Origin of the sequence: Mycobacterium colombiense (assembly GCF_001665835.1) — a bacterium.
GTDB classification, from domain to species: domain Bacteria; phylum Actinomycetota; class Actinomycetes; order Mycobacteriales; family Mycobacteriaceae; genus Mycobacterium; species Mycobacterium colombiense_A.
This window is the reverse complement of sequence record NZ_LZSX01000100.1, coordinates 1-15,716: the sequence shown is the minus strand read 5'-3', so window position 1 is coordinate 15,716 and position 15,716 is coordinate 1. Positions and strand designations below refer to the sequence as shown.

Genomic DNA, 15,716 nt, shown 5'->3' with positions numbered 1-15,716 from the left:
GCCACCGAGCGCACTGACAACCGTCGCCAGTTGGGAGCTATCGGCATGACGATCGATCCCGGAGCCAGACAAGATCTCGAGCCGTGGACGACCTTCACCCGGCAGCAGGACATCCCTGAGTGGATTTCGAGGGCCTACGTAGATAGCTATCGCGGGCCGCATAGCGACGACTCGGCGGGCGCGGAAACCAGGCCCGTCGACCTGACCCTGCCGACGGCGATCGTGACGCCGGCCATGCTGAGCGCGCACTATCGCCTCGGGCTGCACCGGCCCGACGGCGAGAGCCGTGTCGCGGTGTACCCGGCCGAAGATCCCGCGGGCTTCGGGCCCGCCCTGCAGGTCGTCACCGATCACGGCGGCATGCTGATGGATTCCGTCACCGTGCTGCTGCACCGGCTCGGCGTCCCGTACACGGCCATCATGACGCCGGTCTTCGAAGTGCAGCGCAGCCCCGAGGGCGAGCTGCTGCGCGTCGAGGCGAAACCCGAAGGCGCATCGCAGTACGCCGGCGAGGCGTGGATCCACGTGCAGCTGCTGCCGTCGGTCGACAGCAAGGGACTCACCGAGGTCGAGCGGCTGCTGCCCAAGGTGCTGGCCGACGTGCAACAGGTCGCCAGCGACGCCTCGGCCTTGATCGCCGTCCTGAACGATCTGGCCGCGCAGGTCGAGGCCAACGCCGACGACCACTTCTCGGCGCCGGACCGCGACGACGTCGCGGCGCTGCTGCGCTGGCTGGGCAACGGCAACTTCCTCCTGCTCGGCTATCAGCGCTGCCACGTGCACAACGGTCAGGTCTCCGGCGACGGGACACCCGGCCTCGGCGTCCTTCGCACCCGCACCGGCTCGCGCCCCCGGCTCACCGACGACGACAGACTGCTGGTTTTGGCGCAATCCGTGGTGGGCAGCTATCTGCGCTACGGCGCCTACCCGTACGCCATCGCGGTGCGCGAATACGTGGACGGGGCCGTGATCGAGCACCGCTTCGTCGGGCTGTTCACGGTGGCCGCCATGAACGCCGATGTCCTGGAAATCCCGACGATTTCGCGCCGGGTCCGCGAAGCACTGGCGATGGCCGACAGCGACCCGATCCACCCGGGTCAGCTGCTGCTCGACGTCATCCAGACCGTGCCCCGCTCGGAGCTGTTCACGCTCAGCGCCGAACGACTCCTGGCGATGGCCAAAGCGGTAGTGGATCTGGGACCGCAGCGAAACGCGTTGCTGTTCCTGCGTGCCGATCGGCTGCAGTACTTCGTGTCCTGCCTGGTGTATCTGCCCCGCGACCGCTACACCACGGCGGTGCGGCTGCAGATCGAAGACATCCTGGTCCACGAATTCGGCGGCACCCGATTGGAATTCACCGCCCGTGTCAGCGAATCGCCGTGGGCGCTCATGCATTTCATGGTCCGCCTGCCTTCCGATGGCCCCGACGGCGCTCCGGTCGACGTGTCCGAAGACAACCGGCTTCGCATTCAGGCGCTGCTGAGCGAAGCGGCACGAACCTGGGCCGACCGACTCGCCGCCGCGGCGGCCGAGGGCTCTGTGGGCCACACCGACGCCGAGTACTACGCGGCCGCCTTTCCCGAGGTCTACAAGCAGGCCATCACCCCGGCCGACGCCATCGGTCACATCGCGATCATCAATGAGCTGCAAGACAACTCGGTCAAGCTGGTGTTCGCGGAGGCCGACGACGGGTCGGCCCAGCTGACCTGGTTCCTGGGCGGCCGCACCGCCTCGCTGAGCCAGCTACTGCCGATGTTGCAGAGCATGGGCGTGGTGGTGCTCGAGGAGCGGCCGTTCACCGTCACCCGCTCCGACGGGCTGCCGGTGTGGATCTATCAGTTCAAGATCTCACCGCACCCGACCATCCGGCTTGCGTCGACGCAGGAGGAGCGCGACGCGATGGCCGAGCGATTCGCCGACGCGGTGACCGCGATCTGGAACGGCCGGCTCGAGGTCGACCGGTTCAACGAGCTGGTGATGCGCGCCGGCCTTCGATGGCAGCAGGTCGTGCTGTTGCGGGCCTACGCAAAGTACTTGCGGCAGGCCAACTTCCCCTACAGCCAGTCCTATATCGAGTCGGTGCTCAACGAGCATCCCTCGACGGTGCGATCACTCGTCGCGCTCTTCGAGGCGCTGTTCGACCCCGACCCCGATTCAGCGGCGAGCCGGGATGCGCAGGCCGCCGCCGCGGCGGTCGCCGCCGACATCGACGCGCTGGTGAGCCTGGACACCGACCGCATTCTGCGTGCCTTCGCGTCGCTCGTGCAGGCCACGCTGCGGACCAATTACTTTGTGACGGGTGAGGGTTCGGCCCGGGCCCGCAACGTGTTGGCGATCAAGCTGGACGCCCAGCTGGTCGACGAGCTGCCGCTGCCGCGCCCCAAATACGAGATCTTCGTCTACTCGCCCCGGGTGGAGGGCGTGCACCTGAGATTCGGCCCGGTGGCCCGTGGCGGCCTGCGCTGGTCGGACCGTCGCGACGACTTCCGCACCGAAATCCTGGGTCTGGTCAAGGCGCAGGCGGTCAAGAACGCCGTCATCGTGCCGGTGGGCGCCAAGGGCGGGTTCGTCCTCAAGCGGCCACCGCTGCCCACCGGCGACGCCGCCGCCGACCGCGACGCCACCCGCGCCGAGGGCGTCGCCTGCTATCAGCTGTTCATCTCCGGCCTGCTCGACGTCACCGACAACGTCGACCATGCGACCGGAAAGGTCAGCCCGCCACCGGAAGTCATCCGGCGCGACGGCGACGACGCGTACCTGGTGGTGGCGGCGGACAAGGGCACCGCCACCTTCTCCGACATCGCCAACGACGTCGCGAAGTCCTACGGATTCTGGCTGGGTGACGCGTTCGCCTCCGGCGGGTCGGTCGGCTACGACCACAAGGCTATGGGCATCACCGCCAGGGGCGCGTGGGAGGCCGTCAAGCGGCACTTCCGGGAGATGGACATCGACACGCAGACCGAGGACTTCACCGTGGTCGGGATCGGCGACATGAGCGGCGACGTCTTCGGTAACGGCATGCTGCTGAGCAAGCACATCCGGCTGCTGGCCGCCTTCGACCACCGGCACATCTTCTTGGACCCCGACCCCGACGCCGCGCGTTCGTGGGAGGAACGCCAGCGGATGTTCGACCTGCCGCGGTCCAGCTGGGAGGACTATGACACGTCGCTGATCAGTGAGGGCGGCGGCGTGTACAGCCGTGAGCACAAGGCGATTCCGGTCAGCGCCCAGGTTCGCGACGCGCTGGGCATCGAGGGCGACGTAGACGAGCTGACGCCGCCCAACCTGATCAAGGCGATCCTGCAGGCGCCGGTGGATCTGCTGTTCAACGGGGGCATCGGCACCTACATCAAGGCCGAGTCCGAATCCGACGCCGACGTCGGCGACCGCGCCAATGATCCGGTCCGGGTCAACGGAAGCCAGGTGCGCGCCAAGGTGATTGGCGAGGGAGGCAACCTCGGGGTGACCGCGCTGGGGCGCGTCGAGTTCGATTTGGCCGGTGGCCGGATCAACACCGATGCGATGGACAACTCGGCCGGTGTGGACTGCTCGGACCACGAGGTCAACATCAAGATCTTGATCGACTCACTGGTGACCGCCGGGAAGGTCAAGCCGGAGGAGCGCAAACCGCTGCTGGAGTCGATGACCGACGAGGTCGCGCAGCTGGTGCTCACCGACAACGACGACCAGAACGACCTGATCGGCACCAGCCGCGCGAACGCGGCGAGCCTGCTGCCGGTGCATGCCAGGCTGATTCAGTACCTGGTCGACGAGCGCGGCATCCACCGCGACCTGGAAGCGCTGCCGTCGGAGAAAGAGATCGCTCGGCGCGCCGAGGCCGGCATCGGGCTCACCTCACCGGAGATGTGCACCCTGATGGCGCACGTGAAGCTGGGGCTCAAGGAGGAGATGCTCGAGACCGAGCTGACCGAGCAGGACGTGTTCGCCTCCCGGCTGCCCCTGTACTTCCCGAAACCGTTGCGGGAACGGTTCACTCCGGAGATCCGCACGCACCAGCTGCGCCGCGAGATCGTCACCACCATGCTGATCAACGACCTGGTGGACGCCGCCGGGATCAGCTACGCCTTCCGGATCGTCGAGGACGTCGGCGTCCGTTCGGTCGACGCGGTGCGCACCTACGTCGCCACCGACGCCATCTTCGGGGTCGGAGAGACGTGGCGACGCATCCGCTCGGCGAATCTGCCTGTCGCACTGTCGGATCGGCTCACGCTGGACACCCGGCGGCTGATCGACCGCGCCGGACGCTGGCTGCTCAACTACCGCCCGCAGCCGCTGGCGGTCGGCGCCGAGATCAACCGGTTCGCCGCCAAGGTCCAGGCGTTGACGCCGCGCATGTCCGAGTGGCTGCGCGGTGACGACAAGGCCATCGTGGAAAAGGAAGCCGCGGAATTCACCTCCCAGGGTGCACCCGAAGACCTCGCCTATTCGGTGGCCGCCGGGCTGTACCGCTTCAGCCTGCTCGACATCATCGACATCGGTGACATCAACGACATCGACGCCGCCGAGGTCGCCGACACCTACTTCGCGCTGATGGACCGGCTCGGCACCGACGGGCTCTTGACGGCGGTATCCGAACTTCCCCGACGGGACCGCTGGCACTCCTTGGCGCGCTTGGCGATTCGTGACGACATCTATGCTTCGCTGCGGTCGCTGTGCTTCGATGTGCTCGCCGTGGGGGAGCCCGACGAAAGTGGCGAAGAGAAGATCGCCGAGTGGGAACACCTGAGTGCCTCCAGGGTCGAGCGGGCCCGCCGCACTCTCATCGAGATCCAGGAAAGCGGGGACAAAGATCTCGCTACGCTGTCCGTCGCCGCGCGACAAATCCGCCGCATGACCCGAACCAGTGGAAGAGGATCATCAAGTTGAGCGTCGGCTTCGTCGCGCCCGTGCCAGTGCGCTGGTCGGACATCGACATGTATCAGCACGTCAACCACGCCACCATGGTCACGATCCTGGAGGAGGCGCGCGTCCAGTTCCTGCGTGAGGCGTTCGAGGTCGACATCTTGACCATCGGGTTGCTCATCGCCGAGGTCAAGGTGACCTACAAAGGTCAGCTGCGGCTGGTGGATTCGCCGCTGCAGGTGACCATGTGGACCAAGCGGCTGCGGGCGGTCGACTTCACGCTGGGCTACGAGGTGCGTTCGGTCACCGCGGATCCGGAGTCGAAGCCCGCCGTGATCGCCGAGTCGCAATTGGCCGCCGTCCATATCGAGGAGGAGCGGCTGGTGCGCCTCTCACCACAACATCGGGAGTATCTGCAACGGTGGATCAGGTAGCCGACCGAGGACTATGGCTGGGCCCCGAATCCAGGGAAGCCCACCGCGCGGATCTGGCCGCGTTCGTCGATCGCGCGCTGCGGCTCGACGACGCCGCGATCATCCGATTCCGGACTCGATCCCCGGGGCTGCTGACGGCCTGGGTCGCAACGGGTTTCGACGTGCTGGCCAGCAGGGTGGTGACGGGGGAGGTGCGGCCCGACGATCTGTCGGTGGGCGCCGACGCGCTGGCGCGCGGCCTGTCCGCGATGGACGAATCGGGTTACGTCGATCCGGGCTTCGCGATGGATTCGGCGTGGCGGGGTGCGTTGCCGCCGGAATCCGGCTTCACCCACCTTGAGGACATCCCCGCCCGGGTGATGCTCGACCTCGCGCAACGCGGCGCGCAACTTGCCAAGGAGCACAGCAGTTCTCATGGCCCGCCGGTGTCGCTGCTCGACCAGGAGGTCATTCAGGTCAGCGCGCCCGACGTACAGGTCGGGCTGCCCATGCGCTGCGTGTTCGCGTTGACCGCGATGGGGTTTCTGCCGCAGTCACCCGATGCGGTCGGCGCCGACGAGTTGATTCGCGTCCGGATACTGCCGACGTGGTTGCGTCTCGACGCCCGGTTCGGTTCGGTGTATCGCCGCCGCGGCGACCCCGCGCTGCTGCTGGGCTGACGCGGCCGGCCGCGGACGATTTCCCGAACGGATCAGGCTGAGTTTAAAGCGATCGCCGGCCGGGTTCGGTCGCGCAGATCATGGGCCGTAGCGCAGCCACAGCGGCAGCACGGCGTCCAGATGGTCCATGAATTTCTTCAGGCCCACCCGATACTGCCCGTACCCGTATGGGTCTTCGGCGTATTGGGGGAACGCGATGCCCACCCCGAACAGGCCGGGGGCCAGGATTCCGTTGGTGCGGTTGTAGTCCAGCTGCCCCCACTGCGGGGTCTCGGGCAACTTCCGGCGCTCGAAGCCGACGGTGTAGACGACGCGGTCGCACTGCGCCAATTTCTCGGCGAATTCCGGGCTCGACACCCAGCACCTGTCCAGGCGGTCGGGAAGCACCCCGTCGATGTTCTCCCGTGCCCAGACCGCCGCCTGGCCCTTCAGCCCCGTGTCGTCAAACAGGATCCAATCATCCAGGTAGACAGCATATTTCAGTGGACTTTGGTAGAAATTGACGATGCGTTTGACGGGGTGGCGCAGCAGGTTCGGCAGCACGATCATCGACGAGTGCGACGAGCCGAACACGGCGACGGTCGCGCCCTCGAGCGGTTCCCGGGCGAGCTTCTCGGGGTCGAGGGCGACCTGCACCGGGATCTCGTCGAGGCCGGCGTGGCGAAGTTTCTTGGGTTCCGCGCCGACGGCCAGGATCACGTTCGTGGAGAAGATGTCGCGTTGGTCCGTCTGGACCCGCCACTGCCTGTTCTCCAAGAACAGCGCGGTGGCGGTCGCCGTGAGGGCGTCGACCTGCTGACGCAGCTGCTCGGTGATCCACACCAGGGGTTCGGCGACCAGGCCGAGCGCACAGGTCTCTTGAGGATCGATCTCCTTGAGCGGCATGGGTGGTGCCTCGGCGAAGCGAAATGCCTTGGAGCCGTTGAAGTATTCGAGAAAGAGCGCGACGTGGGTGTTGCTCGAGACCGACCGCCACTTCTGGCCGATGTCGCCGGCGGCGAAGGCCGGATCAACCCAGGCGATCCGTTCGGCCGCGACTCCGTGATCCAGCAGCCTTCCCACCGCGGCGATGCCCGCGGGTCCGGCACCGATCACTGTCCACTTGTAGGAAGCCATGCACAACATATAGAGCAGTCCGCGCCGAAATGCTCACGGTGACCGGCGCGGCGCGACCCGGACCGGCTACGCCAGCCAGGCCGCAGAATCCGGTGGCAGTTTGCCCTCCAGCAGCGGCGCGCTGGCCAGGATCAGCTCGCCCGCCGGCAGTGGCGCCGGCGATGCGCCGCTGTTGAGCGCGCAGATCAGCCCACCGGGGCGGCGGAAGATCACCGCATCGCCGGACACATCCAGCCACTCGATGCTGTCGCCGTCGAATTCCACTCGGCGCCTGCGCAATTCGAGTGCCCGCCGAAAGAACGACAGGGTGGAGTCGGGATCTCCGCTCTGCTTCTCGACCGTCAGCGCCGCCCAGTCCTTCGGCATCGGTAACCAGGTGTCGGGTGAGGACGAGAACCCGAACGGGGGCACCTCGCCCGACCACGGCAGCGGCACCCGGCACTTGTCCCGGCCCCGCTCGGTGTGCCCGGACCGTTCCCAGGTCGGGTCCTGCAGCACCTCCTCGGGCAGGTCCAGCACGTCGGGGAGCCCGAGCTCCTCACCGTTGTAGATGAACACCGTGCCCGGCAGGGCGAGCATCGCCATCGCCATGGCCCGGGCCCTGCGCAGCCCGATGTCGCCGCCACCGTAGCGGGTGACCTCGCGGTCCACGTCGTGGTTGGACAGCGTCCAGGTCGGGACGGCGTCATAGATCGCGGTGGCCGCCAGCGAGTTCTCGATGGCGTCACGGATTTCGCCGGCATCGAAGTCGATCTTGGTCAGCCGGAAATTGAAGCCGAGGTGCAGCTCGTCGGCCCGCAGGTACTCGGCCCAGAGCAGGTTGTCCATCACCCACACCTCGCCGATGGTCACCGCCCCCGGATACTCGTCGACGATCTTGCGGATCTTGCGGTGGATGTCGTGCACGGCGGGTTGGTTGAAACGCGGGTCGTCGTCGCTGTGCGACAGCACCTTCGCGTCTTCCTTGGCGTCGGGCAGGCCGGGCGGCTTGGCCATCCCGTGCGCCACGTCGATGCGGAACCCATCCACCCCTCGGTCCAGCCAAAACCGCAGCGACTTCGCGAAGTCATCGAAGACCTCGGGATTCTCCCAGTTCAGGTCCGGCTGCTCGGTGTCGAAGAGATGCAGGTAGTACTGGCCGGGATTGCCGTCGGGCTCGACCACCCGCGTCCAGGCCGAGCCGCCGAAGACCGACGTCCAGTTGTTGGGCGGCAGCGCCCCATCGGGCCCCTTGCCGTCCCGGAAGTGGTAACGCTCCCGGGCTTCGGTGCCCGGACCGGCGGCCAGCGCGGGCTGGAACCAGGGGTGCGCGGAGCTGGTGTGGTTGGGCACCACGTCCATGGTGATCTTGATGCCGCGTTCGTGTGCCGCCGCGATCAGCCGGTCAATGGCCGGCATTCCGCCGAACAGCGGGTCGATGTCCCGCGGGTCGGCGACGTCGTAGCCGTGGTCGGCCATCGGCGAGACGGTGACCGGGCTGAGCCAGATCGCGTCCGCACCCAGCCGCTCCACGTGATCCAGGTGGGCAACGATTCCGTCGATGTCGCCGACGCCGTCGCCGTTGCTGTCGGCGAACGATCGCGGATAGACCTGGTAAAAGACCGCATTCGACCACCATGCTGCGGGGCTCATAGTGCTCCGTTCGGTTGCGAGGTATCTAGAAGGGCGAGTTGACCAGTGAGTCGGCAGCCATTTCCAGGTAGTTGAGCAACTCGCGACGGTGCTCATCGTCGAGCGTCTGCGAATCGATGGACGCGACGGCTGTGTGCATGCACCGCAGCCACGCGTCACGCGCCAGGGGAGTGATCCGGAACGGCACGTGACGCATCCGCAGCCGGGGGTGTCCGCGTCGGTCGGAGTAGGTGCGCGGGCCGCCCCAGTACTGCTCGAGGAACATCCGCAGGCGTTCTTCGGCGCCCTCGAGGTCGTCCAGCGGATACACCTCCCGCAGGATCTCGTCTTCGGGAACCTGGGCGTAAAAACGGGCGACGATCGCGTGGAAAGTCTCGGCGCCGCCGACCGCGTCGTAGAAGGACTCTGCTACCTGATCCATCGCCGTCCATTGTGGTGCATCGCCGCGGCACCGGCCGGAGGCGGCCCGACCCCAGGCCTGCTGTTTACCGGTTGGACACGGCGTTTCACCTGCAATAGGGGTGCGATTGGCGGCGAATCATGGTGGACTGTTCGACGGAGGATCTATGGCGCAGGGCAAGAAACGCCGCAGCCACCGGAGTCAGGTAGGCGCGGCGGGGTTAACCGGACCCACAACCGTGTCGTCGCTGCATAGTGTTGAGATCCATCCGCCCACCCACTCCGAGGGCGCGTCCATCTGGAGTCGCCGGCGGGTCCTGCTGCTGAATTCCACCTACGAGCCGCTGACCGCGCTGCCGATGCGCCGTGCGATCGTGATGGTGATCTGCGGAAAGGCCGACGTGGTCCACCACGATCCGGGCGGCCCCGTCATCCACTCGGCGACCAGCTCGATCGTGGTGCCCTCGGTGATCCAGCTGCGGTCCTACGTCCGCGTCCCGTACCGGGCGCGCGTCCCGATGACCCGCGCCGCGCTGATGCACCGCGACCGGTTCTGCTGCGCCTACTGCGGGGCGAAGGCGGACACCGTCGACCACGTGCTGCCCCGCAGCCGTGGCGGCGACCATTCCTGGGAGAACTGCGTCGCGTGCTGCTCGACCTGCAACCACCGCAAGGGCGACAAGCTGCTCAGCGAGCTCGGCTGGGCGCTGCGCCGCCCGCCGCTGCCGCCGACCGGACAGCACTGGCGGCTGCTGTCGACGGTCAAGGAACTCGATCCGGCCTGGGCCCGATATCTCGGCGAGGGCGCGGCCTGATCGCGAATCTGGTGTCCGGTCGCGCCGGTAGTTCGCTTGGTGGGATACGGTTTGCGTCGTGAGTCCTATGCATGTCCATCTGTTCATCGTCGGAATACCGCTGCTGCTGGTGGTTGTGCTGTCGGTGCTGATCTGGTCCCGCAAGGGACCGCACCCGGCGGCCTACAAGTTGGGCGAGAAGTGGACGCATCCGCCGATCCTGTGGGCCGCCACCGGCGAAGACGTCGGGCACGCCCACGGCGGGCACGGCACGTCGGAATTCTCAGTCGGAGGTGGCGCCAGTGGCACGTGGTGAGGTAGCGACGAAGGAACCCACCGAGCTGCCGCGCGGTTCGGTCATCACCACCAGCGGGCGGATCTCCGGCGTCACCGAGCCCGGCGAGCTGTCGGTGCATTTCCCGTTTTCGACCAAAGACCTGGTCGCCGTGGACGATGCGCTGAAGTTCGGCTCCCGGGCGTCCAAGGCGCGCTTCGCGATCTACCTGGGCGACCTGGGCAGCGACACCGCCGCGCGGGCCCGCGAGATCCTGGCCGACGTGCCGACGCCGGACAACGCGGTGCTGCTGGCCGTCTCACCCGACCAGAAGGTCATTGAGGTGGTCTACGGCACGCAGGTTCGCGGCCGGGGCGCCGAGTCGGCCGCACCGCTGGGTGTGGCCGCTGCGTCGTCGGCGTTCGAGCGGGGCGACCTGGTCGACGGTCTGGTCAGCGCGATCCGCGTGCTGAGCGCCGGGATCTCGCCCGCCTGACCGTTCGGAATCAGCCCTCGTCGGCGTCGAATCGGCGCGCGCGCAACGAACGCTTCACCCCGGCCTGGCCCTCGAGCACCAGGCGTCGCAACGCCGCCGGCACCTCCGGGTCGGACAAGAACCTGTCCGCGGCGGCGACGCCTTCCTCGCTGATGTCCCAGTGCGGATACAGCCCGATCACCACTGTCTGGGCCACCTCGCTGGACCGGCGCGCCCAGACTCCGGAGATCGCCTCGAAATAGCGCGCGGTGAACGGCTTGAGCAACTCGGCCTGTCCGGGCGGGGCGATGCCCCCGATGATCGAGCGCGCGGTGATGTTGGCCAGGGTGTCGTCCTCGACCACCGTCGTCCAGGCCGCCTCCTTGACTCCCAGCTGCGGACGCGCCGTCGCGGCCTGGGCGCCGTGGCGCTTGCCGGCGGCGGTCGGGTCGCGCTGGATCTCGGCATCGATGAACGGCGTCGCGGGCCCGTCGGCGTCGACACTGCCGGCGGTGGCCAGCGCCGTCACGATCCGCCACCGCAGGTCCGTGTCGACTTCGAGGCCGGCCAGCCCCAGCTCGGCGGGGTCGCGGTCCAGCAGGTCCGCCAGCGTTTCGATATGGCCTGCCGACAGCACCGACGAGCACAGCGTGTTGACGAAGGCGAGCTGATGATCCGAGCCGGGCTGCGCGCCCCGCGCCAACTCCAGCAGCCGGTCGGCGAACTGCGGCCAGCCGTGCTCGCGCGCCCAGCCCTGCTCGGCGTACGACGTCAGCGCCGTCTGGGCCTGCAGCAGCAGCCGCTGCGCCACCCCGACCTCGGATTCGGCGTGCACGCCGCCAGTCACCAACGCCACGAAGTCGCGGGCCCGCAGCTCGGCCTCGCGCGTCATCTCCCAGGCGGCCGACCAGACCAGCGAGCGCGGCAGCGGCTCGGCGATGTCGGCGATGCGCTCCAGCGCAGTCCGCAGCGACTCGGCGTCCAGCCGTAACGAGCAATACGTCAGGTCGTCGTCGTTGACCAGCACCAGCTGGCCCCGCGAAACACCGACCAGCGCAGGAACTTCCGTGACGGGACCCTCGACGTCGAGTTCCTCGCGGTGCACCCGCACCAGCTTCCCGGTCCCGTCGTCGTCGTAGATCCCGACCGCCAGCCGGTGCACGCGGGTCTCGCCGGCGCCCGGTGCGGCGCCGCTCTGGGTCACCGCGAACCGGGTGAACTTGCCCTCAGCGCCCGGGCCGTCGACGTCGAATTCCGGGCGCAGCGTGTTCAGCCCGGTCGTCTTCAGCCACTGCTGACCCCAGTCGGACAGGTCACGCCCGGACGCCTGCTCCAGCGCGACGACCAGATCGTCGAACGTGGCGTTGCCGAAGGCGTGGGCGCGGAAGTAATCGCGCAGCCCGGCCAGGAAGTGCTCGAGTCCGACGTAGGCGACCAACTGCTTGAGCACCGAGGCGCCCTTGGCGTAGGTGATGCCGTCGAAGTTCACCTCGACCGCTTCCAGGTCGGGGATGTCGGCGGCAATCGGATGCGTGGACGGTAGCTGATCCTGGCGGTAGGCCCACGACTTCTCGACCGTCGCGAACGTCGTCCATGCCTCGGTGAATTCCGTTGCCTCGCTTTGGCAAAGCACCGAAGCGAAGGTCGCGAACGACTCGTTCAGCCACAGGTCGTCCCACCACGCCATGGTGACCAGGTCGCCGAACCACATGTGCGCCATCTCGTGGAGCACGGTCTCGGCGCGCCGCTCATAGGAAGCCCGGGTGACCTTGCTGCGAAACACGTAGTCTTCGAGGAACGTCACCGCGCCCGCGTTTTCCATTGCGCCGGCGTTGAATTCGGGAACGAACAGCTGATCGTATTTCCCGAACGCGTAGGGCAGGCCAAAGTTCTTGTGGTAGAAGCCGAATCCCTGCTTGGTCTGGGTGAACAGCCGGTCGGCGTCCATGTGTTTGGCCAGCGAGGACCGGCAGAAGATGCCCAGCGGGATCTCGCCGTGCTCGTCGGTGTAGGAGTCGTTCCACTCGGCGTAGGGGCCGGCGATCAAGGCGACCAGATAGGTGCTCATCCGCGGCGTGGTGGCGAAGGTGTGCAGGCCGTCTTTCACCGACACCGTCGCGCCGTTGGAGATCACCTTCCAGTGCGCGGGCGCGATCACCCGCACGTCGAACGTCGCCTTCATGTCGGGCTGGTCGAAGCAGGCGAACATCCGCTTGGCGTCGGCGGTTTCGAACTGCGAGTACAGGTAGGTCTCGTTGTCGACCGGGTCGACGAACCGATGCAGACCCTCGCCGGTGTTGGAGTAGCGGCAGTCCGCGTCGACCACGACGACGTTGCGGTCGGCCAGCCCGCGCAGGGGGATACCGGTGGACTCGTCGTAGCCGGAGACGTCCAGATCGCGCCCGTTGAGCGTGGCGCCGCGGACGGTGTCGGCGGCGATGTCGATGACCGAGTCGGCGCCGGCAAGCGCGTCGAACACCACCGTGGTGATCGAGCGAAAGGTCCGTTCGCCGGGAGCGCCGGAGCCGTCGGTGACATCGAGGTCGATCTGATAGCTGGCGACGGTGATCAGCGAGGCGCGCTCGACGGCTTGTTCGCGGGTGAGATTGGGGAGAGCCACGTGTCCAACTTACGGGTCGGGCAAACCGGGAACAGGATGCAGACGCCTACGGTTGTGCACATCAGACTTTCAACTTCACGAGAGGATGCGCCATGCCTGACACCGCCGCCGCGAAGAACAAGGCCGATTTCTGGTTCGATCCGCTGTGTCCGTGGGCGTGGATCACCTCGCGCTGGATCCTCGAGGTGGAGAAGGTCCGCGACATCGACGTGAACTTCCACGTGATGAGCCTGGCGGTGCTCAACGAAAACCGCGAAGGTCTGCCCGAGGAATACCGCGAACGGATGGTGAAGGCGTTCGGTCCGGTGCGGGTGGCGATCGCCGCCGAGCAGGCCCACGGCGCCGAGGTGCTCGCGCCGCTGTACACCGCGATGGGCACTCGCATTCACAACGAGGGCAACAAAGATCTGGATGACGTGATCAAGCTGGCGCTCGACGACGCGGGCCTGCCGGCTGAGTTGGCGGAGGCCGCGAACAGCGAGGAGTACGACGAGGCGCTGCGCAAGAGCCACCACGCCGGCATGGACGCGGTGGGCGACGACGTGGGCACCCCGACCATCCACGTCAACGATGTGGCGTTCTTCGGGCCGGTGCTCTCCAAGATTCCGCGCGGTGAGGAAGCGGGCAAGTTGTGGGACGCCTCGGTCACCTTCGCGTCCTACCCGCACTTCTTTGAGCTCAAGCGCAGCCGCACCGAGAAGCCCGAATTCGACTAGACCGGTCGGGCGGCGATCCACCGCGATCGCCGCCGCCGGCCCGGCGGGTGGCTGTGTAAGGATTGCGGGCATGCGCGTCTACCTCGGCTCTGACCACGCCGGATTCGAGCTCAAGCTGCAGATCATCGACCACCTCAAAAAATCTGGGCACGAGCCGATCGATTGCGGCGCCTTCAGCTATGACGCCGAGGACGATTACCCGGCCTTCTGCATCGCCGCCGCGACACGCACGGTCGCCGACCCGGACAGCCTGGGCATAGTGCTCGGTGGGTCGGGCAACGGCGAGCAGATCGCCGCCAACAAGGTTCCCGGCGCCCGCTGCGCGCTGGCCTGGAGCGTCGAAACGGCGACGCTGGCCCGCGAGCACAACAATGCCCAACTGATCGGCATCGGCGGCCGCATGCACACCGTGGCCGATGCCCTGGCCATCGTCGACGCCTTCTTGACCGCGCCGTGGTCCAAAGCCGAACGCCACCAACGGCGCATCGACATACTGGCCGAATACGAACGCACCCACCAAGCCCCGCCGGTGCCTGGCGCGGCGGGTTGACGCCGGAAAGGTCTGCGCGTGCCCGAAGGGCATACTCTGCACCGGCTGGCCCGGCTGCACCAACGCCGGTACGCCGGCGCCCCCGTCGCGGTGTCCAGCCCACAGGGCCGCTTCGCCGATTCGGCCGCGGTGGTCGACGGCCGGGTGTTGCAGCGCACCAGCGCATGGGGCAAACACCTGTTCCACCACTATGCCGGCGGTCCGATCGTGCACGTGCATCTGGGGCTGTACGGTGCCTTCACCGAATGGGAGCGTTCCGCCGACGGCCTGATTCCCGAGGCGATCGGGCAGGTGCGGATGCGCATGATCGGCGCCGGCCACGGCACCGACCTGCGCGGGCCGACGGTGTGTGAGGTCATCGACGAGGGCCAGGTCAGCGACGTCCTGGCCAGGCTGGGCCCCGACCCGTTGCGCAGTGACGCCGATCCGTCGTGGGCGTGGAAGCGGATTGCCAAGTCCCGCAGACCAATTGGCGCGCTCCTGATGGATCAGACGGTGATGGCCGGCGTGGGCAACGTCTACCGCAGCGAGTTGCTGTTCCGGCACCGGATCGACCCGTTCCGGCCCGGCCGCGACGTCGGCGAGGACGAGTTCGTGGCGGCCTGGACCGATCTGGTCGCGCTGATGAAGGTCGGATTGCGTCGCGGGAAGATCATCGTGGTGCGGCCCGAACACGACCACGGCGCGCCGTCGTACCGGCCCGATCGGCCCCGCACCTACGTCTACCGGCGGGCCGGCGAGCCCTGCCGGGTGTCCGGCGATCCGATCCGCACGACGGTGCTGGAGGGGCGAAACGTTTTCTGGTGCCCGACCTGCCAGAAATGAGCCGGCCGGGCCCGGCCAAAAACCCCAGCCGGGGGAGGGGACGCGGATTGGCAGGAAACTCTCAGCTCGAAACACTGGCAGCAATTGTTTAGCCAAAGCACCGATGCGGGTAAGAACCCTCCTGTGAAAACTCTTCCACGTTTGGCCGCAACGGCTCTCGCAATCGGCGGGCTGGGATTGGCGGGTTTGGGCGTCGCAACCGAGGCGCAAGCTCATCCCGGCCCCTTCCCGCAATGGTGCCCGGGTGAGTGGTGGGACCCGGGCTGGGGCAACAACTGGGACTGGAACAGCTGCCACGACTGGCACCACGAGGGCTGGGGCCTGTCTCTTATACACATCTCCGAGCCCACGAGACTGCA

13 protein-coding genes and 1 pseudogene are annotated in these 15,716 nt (G+C 67.5%); 10 read left to right on the top strand and 4 right to left on the bottom strand.

All coding sequences use genetic code 11. The features are described 5' to 3' along the window. Positions 1-45 precede the first annotated feature (45 nt). The 3 genes from A5760_RS24635 to A5760_RS24625 are packed head-to-tail and all read left to right on the top strand — an operon-like array spanning position 46 to position 5,956. Positions 46-4,887 (top strand): NAD-glutamate dehydrogenase, encoded by a 4,842-nt coding sequence (locus A5760_RS24635; RefSeq protein ID WP_064885744.1) that lies wholly within the window; start codon positions 46-48, stop codon positions 4,885-4,887. Next, on the top strand, positions 4,884-5,297 hold the full coding sequence (locus A5760_RS24630) for an acyl-CoA thioesterase (protein ID WP_064885742.1): 414 nt from the start codon (positions 4,884-4,886) through the stop codon (positions 5,295-5,297). Before A5760_RS24635 ends, A5760_RS24630 begins: the two co-directional genes overlap by 4 nt. Next, positions 5,285-5,956 (top strand): hypothetical protein, encoded by a 672-nt coding sequence (locus A5760_RS24625; RefSeq protein WP_064885738.1) that lies wholly within the window; start codon positions 5,285-5,287, stop codon positions 5,954-5,956. The genes A5760_RS24630 and A5760_RS24625 overlap by 13 nt, the downstream gene beginning before the upstream one ends. Positions 5,957-6,034: 78 nt before the next feature. Here A5760_RS24625 and A5760_RS24620 read toward each other — a convergent pair whose 3' ends face one another. From A5760_RS24620 to A5760_RS24610, 3 genes are all read right to left on the bottom strand, one after another. Continuing rightward, on the bottom strand, positions 6,035-7,051 hold the full coding sequence (locus A5760_RS24620) for a hypothetical protein (RefSeq protein WP_064885810.1): 1,017 nt from the start codon (positions 7,049-7,051) through the stop codon (positions 6,035-6,037). An 87-nt stretch (positions 7,052-7,138) separates the two neighbouring features. After that, on the bottom strand, positions 7,139-8,704 hold the full coding sequence (locus A5760_RS24615; protein WP_064885737.1) for an alpha-amylase family glycosyl hydrolase: 1,566 nt from the start codon (positions 8,702-8,704) through the stop codon (positions 7,139-7,141). Between the two features lie 25 nt (positions 8,705-8,729). After that, positions 8,730-9,125: a globin gene (locus A5760_RS24610; RefSeq protein ID WP_064885735.1), complete on the bottom strand. Its 396-nt coding sequence runs from the start codon at positions 9,123-9,125 to the stop codon at positions 8,730-8,732. A 145-nt stretch (positions 9,126-9,270) separates the two neighbouring features. On the opposite strand from A5760_RS24610, the gene A5760_RS24605 reads away from it, so the two are divergent. The 3 genes from A5760_RS24605 to A5760_RS24595 all read left to right on the top strand — a co-directional run bounded on the left by A5760_RS24605 (position 9,271) and on the right by A5760_RS24595 (position 10,667). Beyond that, a complete protein-coding gene (locus A5760_RS24605) occupies positions 9,271-9,918 on the top strand; it encodes an HNH endonuclease (protein WP_064885733.1) in 648 nt (215 codons plus the stop codon). A 67-nt stretch (positions 9,919-9,985) separates the two neighbouring features. After that, on the top strand, positions 9,986-10,213 hold the full coding sequence (locus A5760_RS24600) for a hypothetical protein (protein ID WP_064885731.1): 228 nt from the start codon (positions 9,986-9,988) through the stop codon (positions 10,211-10,213). Further along, positions 10,200-10,667 (top strand): DUF5130 domain-containing protein, encoded by a 468-nt coding sequence (locus A5760_RS24595; protein WP_064885729.1) that lies wholly within the window; start codon positions 10,200-10,202, stop codon positions 10,665-10,667. Before A5760_RS24600 ends, A5760_RS24595 begins: the two co-directional genes overlap by 14 nt. Positions 10,668-10,677: 10 nt before the next feature. Here the strand turns inward: A5760_RS24595 and pepN are convergent, their stop codons facing one another. Continuing rightward, on the bottom strand, positions 10,678-13,266 hold the full coding sequence (gene pepN, locus A5760_RS24590) for an aminopeptidase N (protein WP_064885727.1): 2,589 nt from the start codon (positions 13,264-13,266) through the stop codon (positions 10,678-10,680). Between the two features lie 92 nt (positions 13,267-13,358). On the opposite strand from pepN, the gene A5760_RS24585 reads away from it, so the two are divergent. The 4 genes and pseudogenes from A5760_RS24585 to A5760_RS27475 all read left to right on the top strand — a co-directional run. Next, positions 13,359-13,982, top strand: a complete 624-nt coding sequence (locus A5760_RS24585; RefSeq protein WP_064885725.1) for a DsbA family protein — start codon at positions 13,359-13,361, stop codon at positions 13,980-13,982. 70 nt (positions 13,983-14,052) lie between these two features. After that, on the top strand, positions 14,053-14,532 hold the full coding sequence (locus A5760_RS24580; protein ID WP_064885723.1) for a ribose-5-phosphate isomerase: 480 nt from the start codon (positions 14,053-14,055) through the stop codon (positions 14,530-14,532). An 18-nt stretch (positions 14,533-14,550) separates the two neighbouring features. Then, positions 14,551-15,357: an Fpg/Nei family DNA glycosylase gene (locus A5760_RS24575; RefSeq protein WP_064885721.1), complete on the top strand. Its 807-nt coding sequence runs from the start codon at positions 14,551-14,553 to the stop codon at positions 15,355-15,357. A 141-nt stretch (positions 15,358-15,498) separates the two neighbouring features. Beyond that, positions 15,499-15,716: pseudogene (locus A5760_RS27475) on the top strand (hypothetical protein); the annotation flags it as partial.

Excerpts from the sequence above, each read along its gene's own strand:
- A5760_RS24615 (WP_064885737.1), bottom strand. The coding sequence starts at position 8,704 with ATGAGCCCCGCAGCATGGTGGTCGAATGCGGTCTTTTACCAGGTCTAT.
- A5760_RS24600 (WP_064885731.1), top strand. The coding sequence starts at position 9,986 with ATGCATGTCCATCTGTTCATCGTCGGAATACCGCTGCTGCTGGTGGTT.
- A5760_RS24580 (WP_064885723.1), top strand. The coding sequence starts at position 14,053 with ATGCGCGTCTACCTCGGCTCTGACCACGCCGGATTCGAGCTCAAGCTG.
- A5760_RS24585 (WP_064885725.1), top strand. The coding sequence starts at position 13,359 with ATGCCTGACACCGCCGCCGCGAAGAACAAGGCCGATTTCTGGTTCGAT.
- A5760_RS24605 (WP_064885733.1), top strand. The coding sequence starts at position 9,271 with ATGGCGCAGGGCAAGAAACGCCGCAGCCACCGGAGTCAGGTAGGCGCG.
- A5760_RS24635 (WP_064885744.1), top strand. The coding sequence starts at position 46 with ATGACGATCGATCCCGGAGCCAGACAAGATCTCGAGCCGTGGACGACC.
- A5760_RS24610 (WP_064885735.1), bottom strand. The coding sequence starts at position 9,125 with ATGGATCAGGTAGCAGAGTCCTTCTACGACGCGGTCGGCGGCGCCGAG.